General features: G+C 74.7%; 17 protein-coding genes. 13 read left to right on the forward strand and 4 right to left on the reverse strand.

The annotated features are described in order from the left end of the window. Both AB0I41_RS09985 and AB0I41_RS09990 read left to right on the forward strand, forming a co-directional pair. Positions 1–1,421: AAA family ATPase (locus tag AB0I41_RS09985; protein ID WP_357104305.1), on the forward strand; the 1,421-nt coding region annotated here is incomplete at its 5' end. A gap of 56 nt (positions 1,422–1,477) precedes the next feature. Then, entirely contained in the window at positions 1,478–2,428 is a 951-nt protein-coding gene (locus AB0I41_RS09990; RefSeq protein WP_357104308.1) for a DUF2567 domain-containing protein, read from the forward strand. Here AB0I41_RS09990 and AB0I41_RS09995 read toward each other — a convergent pair. Next, on the reverse strand, positions 2,343–3,041 hold the full coding sequence (locus AB0I41_RS09995; protein ID WP_357104311.1) for an LON peptidase substrate-binding domain-containing protein: 699 nt from the start codon (positions 3,039–3,041) through the stop codon (positions 2,343–2,345). The genes AB0I41_RS09990 and AB0I41_RS09995 overlap by 86 nt on opposite strands. A gap of 106 nt (positions 3,042–3,147) precedes the next feature. Between AB0I41_RS09995 and hisD the strand changes: the two genes are divergently transcribed. The 9 genes from hisD to hisF all read left to right on the forward strand — a co-directional run bounded on the left by hisD (position 3,148) and on the right by hisF (position 9,532). Beyond that, positions 3,148–4,470, forward strand: coding sequence for a histidinol dehydrogenase (gene hisD, locus AB0I41_RS10000; RefSeq protein WP_357104314.1), 1,323 nt, complete (start codon positions 3,148–3,150; stop codon positions 4,468–4,470). Next, the gene (locus AB0I41_RS10005; RefSeq protein ID WP_357104316.1) at positions 4,467–5,540 is read left to right on the forward strand and encodes a histidinol-phosphate transaminase; all 1,074 of its coding nucleotides are present in this window, start codon (positions 4,467–4,469) and stop codon (positions 5,538–5,540) included. The genes hisD and AB0I41_RS10005 overlap by 4 nt, the downstream gene beginning before the upstream one ends. Continuing rightward, positions 5,537–6,148, forward strand: coding sequence for an imidazoleglycerol-phosphate dehydratase HisB (gene hisB / locus AB0I41_RS10010; RefSeq protein ID WP_357104319.1), 612 nt, complete (start codon positions 5,537–5,539; stop codon positions 6,146–6,148). Before AB0I41_RS10005 ends, hisB begins: the two co-directional genes overlap by 4 nt. A 176-nt stretch (positions 6,149–6,324) precedes the next feature. Further along, entirely contained in the window at positions 6,325–6,495 is a 171-nt protein-coding gene (locus AB0I41_RS10015; RefSeq protein WP_357104322.1) for a hypothetical protein, read from the forward strand. Next, a complete protein-coding gene (gene hisH / locus AB0I41_RS10020) occupies positions 6,495–7,121 on the forward strand; it encodes an imidazole glycerol phosphate synthase subunit HisH (protein WP_357104324.1) in 627 nt (208 codons plus the stop codon). The genes AB0I41_RS10015 and hisH overlap by 1 nt, the downstream gene beginning before the upstream one ends. Before the next feature lie 54 nt (positions 7,122–7,175). Next, a complete protein-coding gene (locus AB0I41_RS10025) occupies positions 7,176–7,499 on the forward strand; it encodes a hypothetical protein (RefSeq protein WP_357104326.1) in 324 nt (107 codons plus the stop codon). 16 nt (positions 7,500–7,515) lie between these two features. Then, the gene (gene priA / locus AB0I41_RS10030) at positions 7,516–8,241 is read left to right on the forward strand and encodes a bifunctional 1-(5-phosphoribosyl)-5-((5-phosphoribosylamino)methylideneamino)imidazole-4-carboxamide isomerase/phosphoribosylanthranilate isomerase PriA (protein WP_357104329.1); all 726 of its coding nucleotides are present in this window, start codon (positions 7,516–7,518) and stop codon (positions 8,239–8,241) included. Beyond that, complete coding sequence (locus AB0I41_RS10035) at positions 8,238–8,627, forward strand: RidA family protein (protein WP_357104332.1); 390 nt, start codon at positions 8,238–8,240, stop codon at positions 8,625–8,627. Before priA ends, AB0I41_RS10035 begins: the two co-directional genes overlap by 4 nt. 137 nt (positions 8,628–8,764) lie before the next feature. Further along, on the forward strand, positions 8,765–9,532 hold the full coding sequence (hisF, locus tag AB0I41_RS10040; protein WP_357104334.1) for an imidazole glycerol phosphate synthase subunit HisF: 768 nt from the start codon (positions 8,765–8,767) through the stop codon (positions 9,530–9,532). Between the two features lie 302 nt (positions 9,533–9,834). On the opposite strand, the gene AB0I41_RS10045 is transcribed toward hisF, so the two are convergent. Together AB0I41_RS10045 and AB0I41_RS10050 are read right to left on the reverse strand one after the other, a co-directional pair. After that, positions 9,835–10,293 carry a hypothetical protein gene (locus tag AB0I41_RS10045; RefSeq protein ID WP_357104337.1) on the reverse strand — a complete coding sequence of 153 codons (459 nt, stop codon included), beginning with the start codon at positions 10,291–10,293 and terminating at the stop codon, positions 9,835–9,837. 57 nt (positions 10,294–10,350) lie between these two features. Further along, complete coding sequence (locus AB0I41_RS10050; protein WP_357104340.1) at positions 10,351–11,004, reverse strand: hypothetical protein; 654 nt, start codon at positions 11,002–11,004, stop codon at positions 10,351–10,353. A 58-nt stretch (positions 11,005–11,062) separates the two neighbouring features. Here AB0I41_RS10050 and AB0I41_RS10055 point away from each other — a divergent pair, with 58 nt between their 5' ends. Beyond that, complete coding sequence (locus tag AB0I41_RS10055; protein WP_357104343.1) at positions 11,063–12,520, forward strand: PLP-dependent aminotransferase family protein; 1,458 nt, start codon at positions 11,063–11,065, stop codon at positions 12,518–12,520. A gap of 77 nt (positions 12,521–12,597) precedes the next feature. Further along, the gene (locus AB0I41_RS10060; protein WP_357104346.1) at positions 12,598–13,911 is read left to right on the forward strand and encodes a low temperature requirement protein A; all 1,314 of its coding nucleotides are present in this window, start codon (positions 12,598–12,600) and stop codon (positions 13,909–13,911) included. A 102-nt stretch (positions 13,912–14,013) separates the two neighbouring features. On the opposite strand, the gene AB0I41_RS10065 is transcribed toward AB0I41_RS10060, so the two are convergent. Beyond that, positions 14,014–15,840, reverse strand: a complete 1,827-nt coding sequence (locus tag AB0I41_RS10065; RefSeq protein WP_357104348.1) for a long-chain fatty acid--CoA ligase — start codon at positions 15,838–15,840, stop codon at positions 14,014–14,016. Between the last annotated feature and the right edge of the window lie 59 nt (positions 15,841–15,899).

Here is a 15,899-nt window from a genome sequence, read left to right on the forward strand (position 1 = left end):
GCGAGCCGCTGCCGCGGCGCGGGTCGGGCGCCGGCTGGTCCGGGCGCGCCTCGGCCGCCGTGCCGCCCGTGCCGCCCGTGGAGCCCGGGTACGGTGCCGACCCCGGGTACCGGGCTGAGGCGACCTACCGGGTCGACCCGGCGTACCGGCTGGAGCCGTCCTTCCCGCCGGAACCGTCCTACCCGCCGGAGCCGGCCTACCGGAGCGAGCCGCCGTACCCGCCGGAGCCGGCCTACCGGGCCGAGCCCGGCTATCCGCCGGAGCCGGCGGCGGAGTCCCGCTACGCGCTGCTGGACAACGGCTACCGGCACGAGCAGCCGCAGGCCGAGTCGCGGTACGCCCCGCTGCTGGACAACGGCTACCGGCCCGGCTATGCCCCGGCCGAGCCGGCGCACCCGCAGCAGCCGTCGTACCGGCCCGGACCGGCCCACCCGCCGGAGCCGACCCGTCCCCCCGAGCCGGCGTATCCGCCCGCGGTGACCGCCGACCGGGGCTACCCGCCGGCGCGGACCGAGTCGGCGCGGGTCGAGTCGGCGCGGGTCGAGCCGGCGCGGGTCGAGCCGGCCCGGATCGAGCCGGCCCGGATCGAGTGGCGCCCGCAGGCTCCGCAGGACGAGCAGGAACGCGCCGCCGGCGTGCTGCGCCGCGACCTGGGCACGCCCCGGGTGCTCGCCTTCGCCAACCCCAAGGGCGGGGTGCACAAGACCACCGCGACCGTGCTCGCCGCGGCCACCGTCGGCAGCGTCCGCGGGCGGGGCGTGCTGGCCTGGGACGACAACGAACTGCGCGGCACCCTCGGGCTGCGCGCCGGCAGCGCCCGGCACGCCCGGACCATCCGCCACCTGATCAGCGACCTGGCGCACATCGAGATCCGCGAGGGCGCCGACCTGCTGGAGTCCCTGGACGACTACCTGCGGCACGCCTCCGACGGCTCCTACGACGTGCTGGCCGGCGAGGAGAGCCCCCGGTTCGCCCAGCGGCTGGACCAGTTCACCGTCAAGCGGGTGCTGGAGCTGCTGCGCCGCACCCACGACGTGGTCTGCGTGGACACCGGCAACAACGTGGAGAGCCCCAACTGGCGCACCGTCATGCACGCCGCCGACCAGCTCGTGGTGACCACCGTGCCGCGCGAGGACGCCGCGTTCAGCGCGGACTGGATGCTGGACCTGCTGCACGAGGAGGGGATGGGGGAGCTGGCCGACAACGCGGTCACCCTGATCTCCTGCCCGACGCCGGGCCGATCCCAGCTCCAGGACGACCTGGAGCGGCACTTCGCCACCCGGACCCGCGGCGTCGCCGTGGTGCCGTACGACCCGGCGCTGGAGACCGGCTCCTCGATCGAGTACCACCAGCTCCAGTCGGAGACCCGGCAGGCGTGGCTGCGCGCCGCCGCGATGATGCTGGAGCCGTTCGCCCGCTGAGGGGGTGTCCGGCCACCGGCGCCCCGCGTCGTCGCCCCGACTGAGAGGATCATCGGGTGAGCCCGGACACCCCCGATCCGTACCGGCCCGTCGACCGTCCCGACGAGCCGGACCTCGCCGCCGCCCCGCCCGCCGGCCCCGCCACGCCGCCCCGCCCGCCGGCGGACGGGCCGGCCGCCCCGCACGGCGGCTGGACCCCACCCTCCGGCGCGCCCGACGCCGGTTCGCCGCACCCCGGAAGCGCTCCGTCCCCCGACGCTGCGGTGCCGTACCCCGGAAGCGCCCCGTACCCCGACGCCGGGCCGGGCCCGGCCGCGCCGTGGCCCCCGGCGTACGCCGGCTTCCCGGAGCCCTCCGGCGACCGGCCCCGCCGCCCCCTCGCGGCGACGGGGGCCATCGTGCTCGCGCTGACCGTCCTGGGCGTGCCGCTCGGGCTGCTCTGGGCCGCCGTGGCCCCGGACACCCCGGTGGTCAAGACCGCCGCGGGCGCCGTCTACGCCCAACCGCAGCCGGAGCAGCCGATCGCCGCCGACGGCTGGTTCAGCCTGCTCGGGCTCGGCTTCGGGGTGCTCGCCGCCATCGGGCTCTGGGTCGTGCTGCGCCGCCGCCGGGGCCCCGCCGTGCTGGCCGGGTCGGCCCTCGGCGCGCTCGGCGCCGCGCTGGTCGCCTGGCAGGTCGGCCGCCGGGTCGGGCTCGCCGGCTACCAGCGGCTGCTGGCGCACGCTCCGGACGGCACCGCCTTCACCAAGCCGGCCGACCTGCGCGCCGGGGGGATCGAGTGGCTGTTCGGGCTGCTGCCGGTGCCCTTCGGTGACCTGCTGCTGCCGGCGTTCGCCGTGGCCGTGACGTACACCCTGCTGGCCGGCTGGTCGCGCTGGCCGTCGCTGCGCCCGGAGCCCGAGCCCGGCGACGCCGGCGGCCTCAGTTGGGGGCCGGGGGCGACGCCAGCTCCGACAACGGCACCGGAACCGCCCGCACCTGGCGCAGCAGAGCCGCCTCGCGGTTGAGCAGCCGCAGCTCGGCACGGAGCCGGGCGGCGGTGTCGTCGATGGCGAGCAGCCGCTGCCGGTCGGCCACGGTGAGCGCGGCGGTCGCCGCGACCAGGTGGGACAGGACGGTCGGGTCCTCCGGCAGCTGCTCGGAGATCTCCTCCGGATCGGGCCGGATCAGCCCGAGGTACTGCCGGAAGACCGCGATCACCCGGGCCGCGAGCAACTCGGCGACCTCGTCGGTGCCGCCCGGCTCGGGCAGCCACTCCACCTCGGCGGTCAGGTACGGCGCGGCGGAGCGGTCCACGTCGGCGATCCGGAACCGCCGCCGGCCCACCGTGACGATGTCGAAGCCGCCGTCGTCGAGCTCGGTGACCTGCCGCAGCTCGGCGGTGCAGCCCACCTCGTGCAGGGTCACGTCGCCGCCGCCCGGGGTCGGCCGGCCCGGGCCCGGGGCGACCTCCCAGCCGGCCTGGATCGCCACCACGCCGAACTCGCGCGATGCCCCCTCGGGCAGCCCGACCAGGTGGCGCACCAGCGCGCGGTAGCGCTCCTCGAATATGTGCAGCGGCAGCACGAGCCCGGGAAAGAGCACCGTTCCGAGCGGAAACACCGGCAGCCGTGCGGTCACTCGTCGAGCCTAGCCCGACCGGGCGCGCCCGGCGTGGCTCGGCTCACGCCTCCCGCGGTACGGGCAGCGCGGACCCACCGCGGCGGGGCCGCCTAGACTCGCAGGGGTGTTGAATCGGATCGACCTGCGCGGCGGGGTCCGTGACCCGCGCCGCCTGCTGCCCCGTGCCCAGCTCGACGTCTCCGTGGCCGTCGAGCGGATCCGCCCGCTCGTGGCGGCGGTCCGGGAGCATGGGTACCGGGCGATCCGGGAGGCCAGCGAGCGGTTCGACGGGGTGTCCCCGGAGGTGCTGCGGGTGCCGGCCGAGGCGATCGCCGAGGCCGAGGGGACGCTCGACCCCGAGGTGCGCGCCGCGCTGCTGGAGTCGATCGCCCGGGCCCGCAGAGTGCACGCCGACCAGCGGCGCCGCGACCACACCACCCAGGTCGTCCCCGGCGGCACGGTGACCGAGCGCTGGGTGCCGGTCGACCGGGTGGGGCTCTACGTCCCCGGCGGCCTGGCGATGTACCCGTCGACCGTGGTGATGAACGTGGTCCCCGCCCAGGCGGCCGGGGTGCGCTCGCTGGTGGTGGTCAGCCCGCCCCAGCAGGACAACGGCGGCCTGCCCGACGCGCGGGTGCTCGCGGCCTGTGCGCTGCTCGGCGTCGACGAGGTGTACGCCGTCGGCGGCGCCCAGGCGGTGGCGATGCTGGCGTACGGCGCCGCCGTCGACGCCGAGGGCAGCGCTCACTGCGACCCGGTCGACATGATCACCGGCCCGGGCAACATCTGGGTCACCGCCGCCAAGCGGCTGCTGCGCGGGGTGGTCGGCATTGACGCCGAGGCCGGCCCGACCGAGATCGCCATCCTGGCCGACGACACCGCCGACCCGGCGCACGTCGCCGCCGACCTGATCAGCCAGGCCGAGCACGACCCGCTCGCGGCCAGCGTGCTGGTCACCCCGTCGGTCGCGCTGGCCGACGCGGTGGAGCGGGAGCTGGCCCGGCAGGTGCCGGCCACCAAGCACGTCGAGCGGGTCACCACCGCGCTCAGCGGCGAGCAGAGCGGCGTCGTCCTGGTCGACGACCTCGACGCCGGGCTGCGGGTGGTCGACGCGTACGCGGCCGAGCACCTGGAGATCCAGACCGTCGACGCCCGGGAGTGGGCGATGCGGGTGCGCAACGCCGGGGCGATCTTCGTCGGCGCCTGGTCGCCGGTGTCGCTCGGCGACTACTGCGCCGGCTCCAACCACGTGCTCCCCACCGGCGGCTGCGCCCGGCACTCCTCCGGGCTGTCCGTGCAGTCCTTCCTGCGCGGCGTCCACCTGGTCGAATACAGCCAGGACGCGCTGCGCGAGGTGGCCCCGCACGTGGTGACCCTGGCGAACGTGGAGGACCTGCCGGCACACGGCCAGGCGGTCGGTGTCCGCTTCCCCGGGGGCGTCTCGTGACCAGCCTGGACGACCTGCCGATCCGCGACGACCTGCGGGGCCTGACGCCGTACGGGGCGCCGCAGCTGGACGTGGCGATACGGCTGAACACCAACGAGAACTCGTACCCGGTGCCCGAGCCGGTGGTCGACGCGATCGGCAAGGCCCTCGCGGCGGAGCTGCGCGACCTCAACCGCTACCCGGACCGGGACGCGGTGGCGCTCCGCGCCGACCTGGCGGCCTACCTGGGCCACCGGCTCACCGGCGAGCAGGTCTGGGCGGCCAACGGCTCCAACGAGATCCAGCAGCAGCTGCTCCAGGCGTTCGGCGGCCCGGGGCGGAGCGCGCTGGGCTTCGTGCCCGCGTACTCGATGCACCCGCTGCTGGCGCTCGGCACCGGCACCCGGTGGATCCCCGCCCGGCGCGGCGTCGACTTCGGGCTCACCGCCGACGAGGCGGTCGCCCAGGTCCGCGAGCACCGGCCGGACGTGGTCTTCCTCTGCTCGCCGAACAACCCCACCGGCACGGCCCTCGACCCGGCGGTGGTCGCGGCGGTGCTGGCCGAGGCGCCAGGCATGGTGGTGGTCGACGAGGCGTACGCCGAGTTCGCCCGCCCCGGCACGGTCAGCGCCCTGGCGGTGCTGCCCGGGCACCCGCGGCTGGTGGTCACCCGCACGATGAGCAAGGCGTTCGGCTTCGCCGGCGGCCGGCTCGGCTACCTGGCCGCCGACCCGGCGGTGGTGGCCGCCGTGCAGCTGGTCCGGCTGCCGTACCACCTCTCGGCGCTCACCCAGGCCGCCGCCCGGGCGGCGCTGGCGCACCGCGACGCCCTGCTCGGCACCGTCGACGCGATCATGGTCCAGCGGGACCGGATCGTCGCCGAGCTGCGCGCCCGCGGCCACCGGGTCGCCGACAGCGACGCCAACTTCGTGCTCTTCTCCGTCGACGGCGACCAGGCCGTCGCCTGGCGTACCCTGCTCGACGCCGGCGTCCTGGTCCGCGACGTCGGCCTGCCCGGCTGGCTGCGGGTCACCGCCGGCACCCCGACCGAGACCGACGCCTTCCTCGCCGCAATGGAGAAGCTCTCATGAGTCGCACCGCCCGGGTGGAGCGGATCACCAAGGAGACCAAGGTCCTCGTCGAGCTCGACCTCGACGGCACCGGCCAGGCCGAGATCAGCACCGGCGTCGGCTTCTACGACCACATGCTCAATCAGATCGCCCGGCACGGCGGCTTCGACCTGACCGTGCGCACCGTCGGCGACCTGGAGATCGACGCCCACCACACCATGGAGGACACCGCGCTGGCCCTGGGCGCCGCCTTCGACCAGGCGCTGGGGGACAAGGCCGGCATCCGGCGGTACGGCTCGGCCACCGTCCCCATGGACGAGGTGCTGGTCCGGGCCGCGGTGGACCTCTCCGGCCGCCCGTACGTGGTGCACGACGAGCCGGCGCTCGCGCCGTACATCGGCCCGGTCTACCCGACCAGCATGACCCGGCACATCTGGGAGTCCTTCGGCCAGTCGGCCCGGATCACCCTGCACGTGGACGTGCTGCGGGCGGCCCGCCCCGGCGGCCACCCGGACGCCCACCACGTGGTCGAGGCGCAGTTCAAGGCGGTCTCCCGGGCGCTGCGTGAGGCCACCGCGATCGACCCGCGCGCCGCGGGCGCGATCCCCAGCACGAAGGGCGCGCTGTGACGAGCGTGCGGAGTGCGGCGTGGCGGAGCCCCGCGGTCGCGAATGAAGGAGGACGCCGATGAGCGCGAGGAGTGCAGCGCAGCGGAGCCCCGCGGTCGCGAATGAAGGAGGACGCCGATGAGCGCGAGGAGTGCAGCGCAGCGGAGCCCCGCAGTCGCGAATGAAGGAGGACACTGATGAGCGCGATGCTGCCGACCCTGCTGCTGATCCTGGCCGGTGTGCTCGTCGGCGGGGCGTGGTCGTTGCACCGGCAGGGCGCGCCGCGCGGCGCGGTGGTCGTCACCGCGCTGCTCGCCACGCTCGCCACCGTCGGCGGGGTGCTCTGGCTGCTGCCCGGGGAGGGCTGATGACCAGGCGGATCGTGGTGCTGGACTACGGCTCGGGCAACCTGCGCTCCGCCGAGCGCGCGTTGGAGCGTGCCGGCGCCGAGGTGACCGTCACCGACGACCTGACCGCGGCCGCCGAGGCGGACGGCCTGGTGGTGCCGGGCGTGGGCGCCTTCGCCGCCTGCATGGCGGGGATCGAGGCGCTCGGCGCCGGCCCGGTGGTCGCCGAGCGGGTCGCCGCCGGCCGGCCGGTGCTCGGCATCTGCGTCGGCATGCAGGTGCTCTTCGAGCACGGTGACGAGCACGGCGTGGTCACCAAGGGGCTCGGGCTGCTGCCCGGCGGGGTGACGAAGCTGCCCGCCGACCGGCTGCCGCACATGGGCTGGAACACCGTGCAGGCGCCGGCCGGTTCGGTGCTCTTCGCCGGTCTGCCCGCCGACAGCCGGTTCTACTTCGTCCACTCGTACGGGGTGAACGACACCGCGGGGCTGGCCGCCGCGGGCGCCACCGTCACCACCGCGCACCACGGCACGGACTTCGTCGCCGCGGTGGAGCGGGGCGTGCTGTCGGCCGCCCAGTTCCACCCGGAGAAGTCCGCCGACACCGGGGCCGCACTGCTGCGCAACTGGCTGGCCACGGTTGGCTGAGCCGGCCGGCCCGGCGCGGGGCGTGTCGGCGACCGGGGCCGTGCGGGGCACGGCGTGAGCAAGGAGCGGGCCCGCCGGCGCGCCGTCCGGGAGGCCGAGGCCGCCCGGGAACGCGTCGTGCGCCAGCGCAGGCTGGCCCGCCGGCAGCGGACGCGCGCCCTGGTACGCCGGCTGACGCCGCAGTGGCGGCGGGGCCGTACCGGCCGGCTGGGCCGCCGCAGCCGGGGGGAGCGGGCCGCGATCGTGGGGCTGAGCCTGGCCGCGCTGTTCGGCATCTGGACGTTCGTGGACGACCTGGCGCTGCGCCTGGTGCTGGTCGTCCTGCTGCTGCTGGTCCTGCCGGCGATCGTGGTGATCGCCCTGGACCGTCGGATCTGATGCGAGGAGAGAGAAGTTGAGCCTCACCCTGTTGCCTGCCGTGGACGTAGCCGACGGCCAGGCCGTCCGGCTCGTGCAGGGCGCCGCCGGAAGCGAGACCGGGTACGGCGACCCGCTGGAGGCCGCGCTGGCCTGGCAGTCCGACGGCGCTGAGTGGATCCACCTGGTCGACCTGGACGCGGCGTTCGGCCGGGGCTCCAACGCGCACCTGCTCGCCGAGGTGGTGCGTCAGCTCGACGTGAAGGTGGAGCTCTCCGGCGGTATCCGGGACGACGAGTCGTTGCAGGCGGCGCTGGGCACCGGCGCGGCCCGGGTGAACATCGGCACCGCCGCGCTGGAGGACCCGGTCTGGTGCGACCGGGTCTGCGGCGAGTACGGCGACCGGGTGGCGATCGGGCTGGACGTGCGCGGTCGTACCCTCTCCGCCCGGGGCTGGACCCGCGACGGCGGTGACCTGTGGGAGGTGCTGGAGCGGCTGGACAAGGCCGGCGCGGCGCGGTACGTGGTCACCGACATCACCAAGGACGGCACCATGCGCGGGCCGAACCTGGACCTGCTGCGCGAGGTCTGCGCCCGCACCGACGCCCCGGTGATCGCCTCCGGCGGCGTCTCCACGCTGGACGACCTGCGGGCGCTGGCCACCCTCGAGCCGATCGGGGTGGCGGGCGTGATCACCGGCAAGGCGCTGTACGCGGGCGCGTTCACCGTGGCGCAGGCGCTGGAAACCCTGGCGGAGGCGTGACCGTCACGAGGCTCGGCTCGGGCGGCCCGTGGGAGTCGTTGTACGGCTACTCCCGGGTCGTCCGGGCCGGCGACCTGGCCCTGACCGCCGGCTGCACCGCCACCGTGGACGGGGTGGTCACCCACGTCGGGGACGCGGCGGCGCAGACCGCGCAGGCCCTGCGGATCGCGCTGGACGCGCTGGCCGAGGTGGGCGCGGAGCCCGGCGACGTGGTCCGCACCCGGATGTACGTCACCGACCGCGCGTACGCCGACGAGGTGGGTCGGGCGCACAACGCGGTGTTCGGCGCGGTCCGCCCGGCCGCCACGATGGTGGTGGTGGCCGGCCTGCTGGACCCCGACCACCTGGTCGAGGTGGAGCTGGAGGCGTACCTCGGCGACCGCTGAGCCCGGCTGCGGCGTCCGGTCCGGCCGGCTGGTGCCGGTTCGCAGAACGCTGGTCCGGGTGTGACCCGGGCCTCGTTCACAGCGGCCGACCGGAACGGGTCGGCCGCCGTGCCGTTTCCGTTGGATAGGCTCGCGACATGACGGTGGCGGTACGAGTGATCCCGTGTCTGGACGTGGACGCCGGGCGGGTGGTCAAGGGGGTCAACTTCCTCGACCTGCGGGACGCCGGTGACCCGGTGGAGCTGGCCGCGGCGTACGACCGGGCCGGCGCGGACGAGCTGACCTTCCTCGACGTCACCGCCTCCTCCAGCGACCGGGGCACCATGCTCGACGTGGTCCGCCGCACGGCGGAGTCGGTCTTCATCCCGCTTACCGTCGGCGGCGGCGTACGGCAGGTCGCCGACGTCGACACGCTGCTGCGCGCCGGCGCGGACAAGGTCGGGGTGAACACCGCCGCGATCGCCCGTCCCGAGCTGATCGCCGAGATCGCCGACCGGTTCGGCCGGCAGGTGCTGGTGCTCTCGCTGGACGTGCGCCGGGCTCCCGCCGCCACCACGCCCAGCGGGTTCGAGGTGACCACCCACGGCGGTCGCCGCGGCACCGGCCTGGACGCCGTCGAGTGGGCCCGGCGCGGCGCCGAGCTGGGGGCGGGCGAGATCCTGCTCAACTCGATGGACGCCGACGGTACCAAGGCCGGCTTCGACCTCGCCCTGATCCAGGCGGTCCGCGCGGTGGTGGACGTGCCGGTGGTGGCCAGCGGCGGCGCCGGCGAGGTGGCGCACTTCCCGCCGGCGATCGGCGCGGGCGCCGACGCGGTGCTGGCAGCGAGCGTCTTCCACTTCGGCGAGCTGACCGTCGGCGAGGTCAAGGACGCGCTGCGCGCCGCCGGCCACCCCACCCGCTGACCGGCCCGCCGAACCTGATTCGCGGCCGCTGGAGGCCGTGCTCCCGGTCGGTTCGGGTGTCGCTGCGGGCTTGTTTCCTGGTCCCTTGGCGTGCTCCATGGTCCCTTGGCGTGGCGCCCCCTGGGGGGCAGGTGTTCAGTGAGTGACATGCCTGTGAGGCACATTTATGCCTCACAGGCATATTGCTCTCTGGGGTGTTGCCCTCGCATGGGGCTGCCGCGCTGCGCCGCGCTGTCCGGGCCGGGTGGCGCGCCGGGCCGCGCCGGGCCGCGCTCGGCGCGCTGTCCGCGTCCGGCCCTGGCTCAGCGGCCGGTCCGTCCCTCGGGCGAGCGGCGCGGGGCCGGGATCGACCGGACGATGTACTCCTGCACGGCTGCGGCATGGTCCTCCTCGGGCAGGTGCCAGTCCGCGCTACCGGGGGTGTGCCGTCGGACCAGCACCCCCTGCACCGTGTCCACGGTGGTCCCCACGCCGGCGCTCGGTCGGGTGCGCCAGAGCCGCTCCCCGTCGGGGGTGATCCGGAACCAGCCGTCGGAGACGCTGACCAGGCCCGCGCCGACCAAGCGGCGTACCGCCGCCTCGACGTCCTGCCGCTCGGGGATCGCCTGGTTGAGGTGGTCCGCTGTGGAGATGACGTCGGTCAGCCGGACGCCCTCCGGGCGTCGGCTGTCGGCCGCGCGGCGGTGCCGCCCGGCCCCGCTCGCGATCACCAGTGACACGAAGATCCACGCGTCCGTCCAGCGCCATCCGCTCTCCCCCATGCAGGAATGATGCCCGGCGGTGCCGACGGAGGAAACACCGACTTTCCGACCGGGACGTCAGCGCAGCTCAGCGAGGGTGACCACCGGGGTGTCGGGGGTGGATCGTGGCGGGACGGTGAAGAGCGGGGTGAACAGCTGCGCCAGCGGGCCGATCGCGAGGGCGTACGCGACGGTGCCGATGCCCGCCGTGCCGCCGAGTAGCCAGCCCAGGGCCAGCACGGTCACCTCGATGCCGGTGCGGACCAGCCGGACCGAGCTGGTGGGACGGCGGGCGACCAGCCCGGTCATCAACCCGTCCCGCGGGCCGGGGCCCAGATCGGCGCCGAGGTAGAGGCCGGTCGCGACGCCGTTGGCGACGATGCCGGTGACCAGCATGCAGATCCGCGCGAGCAGTGGCAGGTCCTCGGGGAGCAGGGCCACGGTGGCGTCCACGGCCAGGCCGATCACCACGACGTTGCTGACCGTGCCGAGCCCGGGTCGCTGCCGCAGCGGGATCCAGAGCAGCAGCACCACCGCGCCGACCAGGATGCTCGCCGTGCCGACCGAGATGCCGGTCTGCCGGGACAGGCCCTGGTGGAAGACGTCCCACGGGTTCAACCCGAGCTCGGAGCGGATCATCAGCGCCATGCTGACGCCGTAGAGGACCAGCCCGACGTAGAGCTGGGTGAGCCGGCGGACCGGCCGGTGCCGTAGATTGCCAATCACTGCCATGCGTGCCACCCTAGGTGCCAATCGTGGCGATAGAAGAGCCAATTTAGGAGGGGTGGCCGTGACCAGCCAGGTGCGGGGAGCCCAATTGGCCCGGTTGCTGGGTCAGTGGCATGCGCTCCCGGGCCGCCGTCGCAGCCCGGACTACGCCGCGCTCGCGGCCGCGGTCCGTGGCCTGCTCGCCGACGGCCGGCTCCCCCTGGGGGTACGCCTGCCGGCCGAGCGGGAACTGGCCGAGGCGCTGCGGATCAGCCGGACCACGGTCACCGCCGCGTACCGGCAGCTGCGGGAGAGCGGGCACCTGGCGAGCCGGCGCGGCGCGGGCAGCTGGACGATGCTGCCCGGCACCCACCGGGTGGCCAGCACCGGGCTCTGGACCCCGCTGGACGACCGCGACATGATCGACCTGGGCGTCGCCGCGCTGGCCGCCCCGCCGCAGCTCGTCCCGGCCGCCCGTGCCGCCGCCGAGGACCTGCCCCGCTACCTCGGCGGCGCCGGCTACCACCCGACCGGCATCATCGAGCTGCGCGAGGCGGTGGCCCGGTCGTACACCGAACGGGGGTTGCCCACCAGCGCCGAGCAGGTCATGGTGACCAGCGGCACCCAGCACGCGCTGGACCTCGTGCTCCGGCTGGCGCTGGCGCCCGGCGGCAGCGTGCTGGTCGAGTCGCCGACCTACCCGAACGCGCTGGCCGCCCTGTCCGCCCGCCGGGCCCGGATCACCACCCACGGGCTGGCCGTCGACGGGGCCGGCTGGGACGCCGACCTGCTGCTGGGCAGCATCCGCCAGGCCCGCCCCAAGCTGGCCTACCTGATCCCCGACTTCCAGAACCCGACCGGTCACCTGATGTCTGCCGAGCTGCGCGAACGGGTGGTCGCCGCCGCCCACACCGCCGGCACCGACCTGGTCGTCGACGAGTCCTTCGTGGACCTGCCGCTGGACGGCACCGTGCTGCCCCCGCCGACGGCCACCTTCGACCGGCACAGCCGGGTGATCAGCATCGGCGGGATGAGCAAGCCGTACTGGGGCGGGCTGCGGATCGGCTGGGTGCGCGCCTCCGCCCCGCAGGTGCAGCGGCTGGCCGCCGCCCGGGTCGGCGTCGACATGGCCAGCCCGGTGCTGGACCAGCTGGTCGCGGTCCACCTGCTCGTCGCCGCGCCGGCCATCGTCGCCGCCCGCCGGGCCCAGCTCGCCGCGCAGCGCGATGCCCTGCTCGACGCGCTCGCGCAGCGCCTGCCGGACTGGCGGGTCGCCGCGCCGCACGGCGGGGTGACCCTGTGGGCGGAGCTGGACGGCCCGATCTCCAGCGCGCTGGCCCGGGCCGCCGAGGAGGTCGGCGTACGACTGGCGCCCGGTCCCCGGTTCGGCCTGGACGGGACGCTGGAACGCTTCCTGCGGCTGCCCTTCACCCTGCCCGCCGCCGACCTGGTGGAGGCGGTGGGCCGGCTCGCCGCGGTCCGCTACGACCTGGACCGGGCCGGGCGTCCGCAGTGGCGGGAGCACTCCGTGATCGCCTGAGGCTGGCGAGCGACCCCTTCGGATGCCGATCGATCGATCGGCATCCGGCGCCGACCCGGCGCTGGGACACTGCGCGGGTGGGCACAGACACCGGGTCCCGACTGATCAGCTGGGGCGGTCCGGGCACCCGGGCCACCCGGCTGGAGCTCTTCTACGACCTGGTCTTCGTCTTCGCGTTCCTCAACGTCACCGGCCTGACCGTGAACCGCCCCACCGGGGTCGGCCTGTTCCAGGGCCTGCTGGTGCTGGCACTGCTCTGGTGGTGTTGGACCGGATTCGCCGGCCTCGGCAACATGGTCCGCGCCGACCGGGGCGTGCTGCCGGTGGTCGGCTTCGTCACCGTGGCCGCCACCTTCCTGCTGGTGCTGAGCATGCCGGCCGCGTTCGTCGACCAGCCTGGCGGGCTGAACGGCCCGCTCGTCTTCGCCTTCTGCTACTTCCTGGTCCGTGCCGCGCAGCTCGCGATCTTCGGCTGGGTGGCCCGCCCCGATCCGGCCCGATTCCGGCGCTGGCTGCTGCTCGCCGCCCTGCCGGTGGTCGCCACGGCGCTGCTGGTCGCCGCCGGGCTGGTGCCGTACCGGCTCGCCGAGCGGCCCCTGTCGACAGCGCTGCAGCTCGGGTTCTGGACGGCGGCGGTGCTGGTGGAGTACGGGGCGGGGATCGCGCTGGGCGGCTCGTACTGGGTGGTGATCTCCGCCGGGCACTGGGCGGAACGGCATGCCCTGATGATCCTGATCGCGCTCGGCGAGTCGATCATCGCGCTCGGGCTCGGTGGGAAGTCCATCAGCGCCCTGCCGCTGACCGGGCCGGTGATGACCGCCGCGGTGTTCGGTGTCGGGATCGCCGCGGTGCTCTGGTGGGCGTACTTCGACACCTTGGCCTTCGGGGTCGAGCAGGCGCTGCACCATGCCCGGGAGCCGGCCGCACGGGCCCGGCTGGCGCGCAACGCGTACACGTACCTGCACCTGCCGATGGTCGTCGGGATCATCTTCTTCGCCCTCGGGGTCAAGGATCTGCTCGCCGAGGCGGCGTCGCCCGCCACGCCGTCCTGGGGTGAGCCGCTCGGCGGCTTCTGGATCACCGTCCTGTACGGGGGCGTCGGCCTCTACCTGCTGAGCCTCGCCGGCTGCGCGTTGCTGGTGCTGCGCACCGTGCACTGGCCGTTGCTGGCGGCGGTGGTGATGATCGCCCTGGTCGCCCTGGTCGCCCTGGTGGCGGCCCGGCTGCCGGAGCTGGTGGCGGTGGCGCTGCTGTCGGTGCTCTGCGTCGCCGCCACCGTCGCCGAGACGCTCAGCGAGGACGGGCGGCGGCGTCAGGTCCGGCAGCTCGCGTTGGAGGAGCAGCTCGCCGTCGAGGCGGCGCAGAGCGATTGGCGCCGGCGACACCTGTGACCGCCGCCCGCCGCCGACGACCCGCCGGGGTCGCCCGGCGGACGGACCGGCGGCCGTGCCCCGGGACGGAGGGGGCACGGCCGCCGGCGGGTAACGGGTGGGTCAGAGCTCGGCGAGGGTGCCGGAGTACATCTTGTCGATCTCGGCGGCGAAGTTGCTCTCCACGCCCCGGCGCTTGATCTTCAGCGACGGGGTGATCTCACCGTGCTCGATGGTCAGGTCGCGGGGGAGGACGGTGACCTTCTTGATCGTCTCCCAGCGGTTCAGCTTGCCGTTGAGCTCGGCCACGTACCCCTCGACCATCGCCTGCGCCTCGGCGGAGGCGACGATCTCGGCGTACTCGCGGCCCTCCAGGGGGCCGCCGGCCGCCCAGCCCTTGATCGCGTCCGGGTCGAGGGTGACCAGCATGGTGCAGTAGTTGCGGGCCTGCCCGATCACGATCGCCTGCGAGGTGTACGGGCAGATCGCCTTGAACATGCCCTCGAGGTGCGACGGCGCGATGTACTTCCCGCCGGAGGTCTTGACCAGGTCCTTCTTCCGGTCGGTGATCCGCAGGTAGCCGTCGTCGTCCAGGCTGCCGATGTCACCGGTGCGGAAGAAGCCGTCGGAGGTGAACGCGGCGGCGGTCTCCTCGGGCAGGTTGTGGTAGCCGCGCATCACCGGCCTGCCCCGGACGAGGATCTCGCCGTCGGTGTCGATCCGGCACTCCAGGTCGCCCATCGCCTTGCCGACGGTGCCGATGCGCAGCCCATCCGGCGGGTTGACGAAGTTGCCGGCGCTGGTCTCGGTGAGGCCGTACCCCTCGGAGATGGGCAGGTTCGCCGCCGCGAAGAAGGTGGCGATCTCCTTGCTCAGCGGCGCCGCGCCGGAGACCAGCACCCGGATCCGGCCGCCGAGGCGGGCCTGGAGCTTGCTGAACACCAGCGTCTCGGCCAGCGCGTACTTCAGCTTCAGCCCGGCCGGGACCGGCTGGCCGGCCTGCTCCAGGGCGACCTTCTCCTTGCCGGTGCGGACCCCCCAGGCGAAGATCTTCGCCTTGGCGCCGCCGGCGCCCTGGGCCGTGGTGACGGCCTTGTTGTAGACCTTCTCGAACACCCGGGGCGCGCCGCACATCAGCGTCGGCTTGATTACCGCGAGCATGTCGACCAGCTTGTCCACCCGCCCGTCGACGTATGTCGGCAGGCCGACGTGGGTCGACCCGCAGAGCAGGGTCTTGCCGAACGAGTGCGACAGCGGCAGCCACAGGTAGTGCGTGTCGTCGTCGCGGAGCAGCCCCACCTCGGCCTGCGCCACGGCCTCCCAGCACCAGCCGCCGTGCAGCAGCTCGACGCCCTTCGGCCGCCCGGTGGTGCCCGAGGTGTAGATCAGGGTGGCCAGGTGCTCTGGGCCGATCCCGGCGACCAGCATGTCGATCAGGTCCGGCTCGGCCTCCAGCGCCCGCGCCCCCCGCTCCTCCAGCTCCGCGAGGGTGAGCTGGGGGACGGCCGCGGCCGGGTCGGCGGCGCCGTCGAAGAGCACCACGTGGGTGAGCGCCGGCAGCTCCGCCCCGGCGATCTTGGCGGCCTGGGCCGGGTTCTCCGCGAAGAGCACCCGGGAGCCGGAGTCGGCGATGATGTAGACCGCGTCCTCGGGCTCGGTGGTGGGGTAGACGGTGGTGGTCGCGCCGCCGGCACACATGATGCCGAAATCGGCGATCACCCAGTCCAGTCGGGTGTTGGCCAGGATCGCCACCGGGTTCTCCTGGCCGACGCCCAGGCCGTGCAGGCCGGCGGCGACCGCCCTGGCCCGTTGTCCGACCTGCTCCCACGTCAGCCAGACGGGGCCGGAGTCGTCCGGCGCCGGGTGGGCGAACGCGTGCCGGTCGGGGGTGGCGGCCACGCGCTTGAGGAACATGTCGGGGATGGAACGGTACGGTACATCGAGAGCCATCGCTGCAGCCGCCTTCAGGGGGTGGATGGCGTGACGGGGGTCACGCCGGTCTGCGGTTA

Origin of the sequence: Micromonospora sp. NPDC050200 (genome assembly GCF_040656135.1) — a bacterium.
GTDB lineage: Bacteria > Actinomycetota > Actinomycetes > Mycobacteriales > Micromonosporaceae > Micromonospora.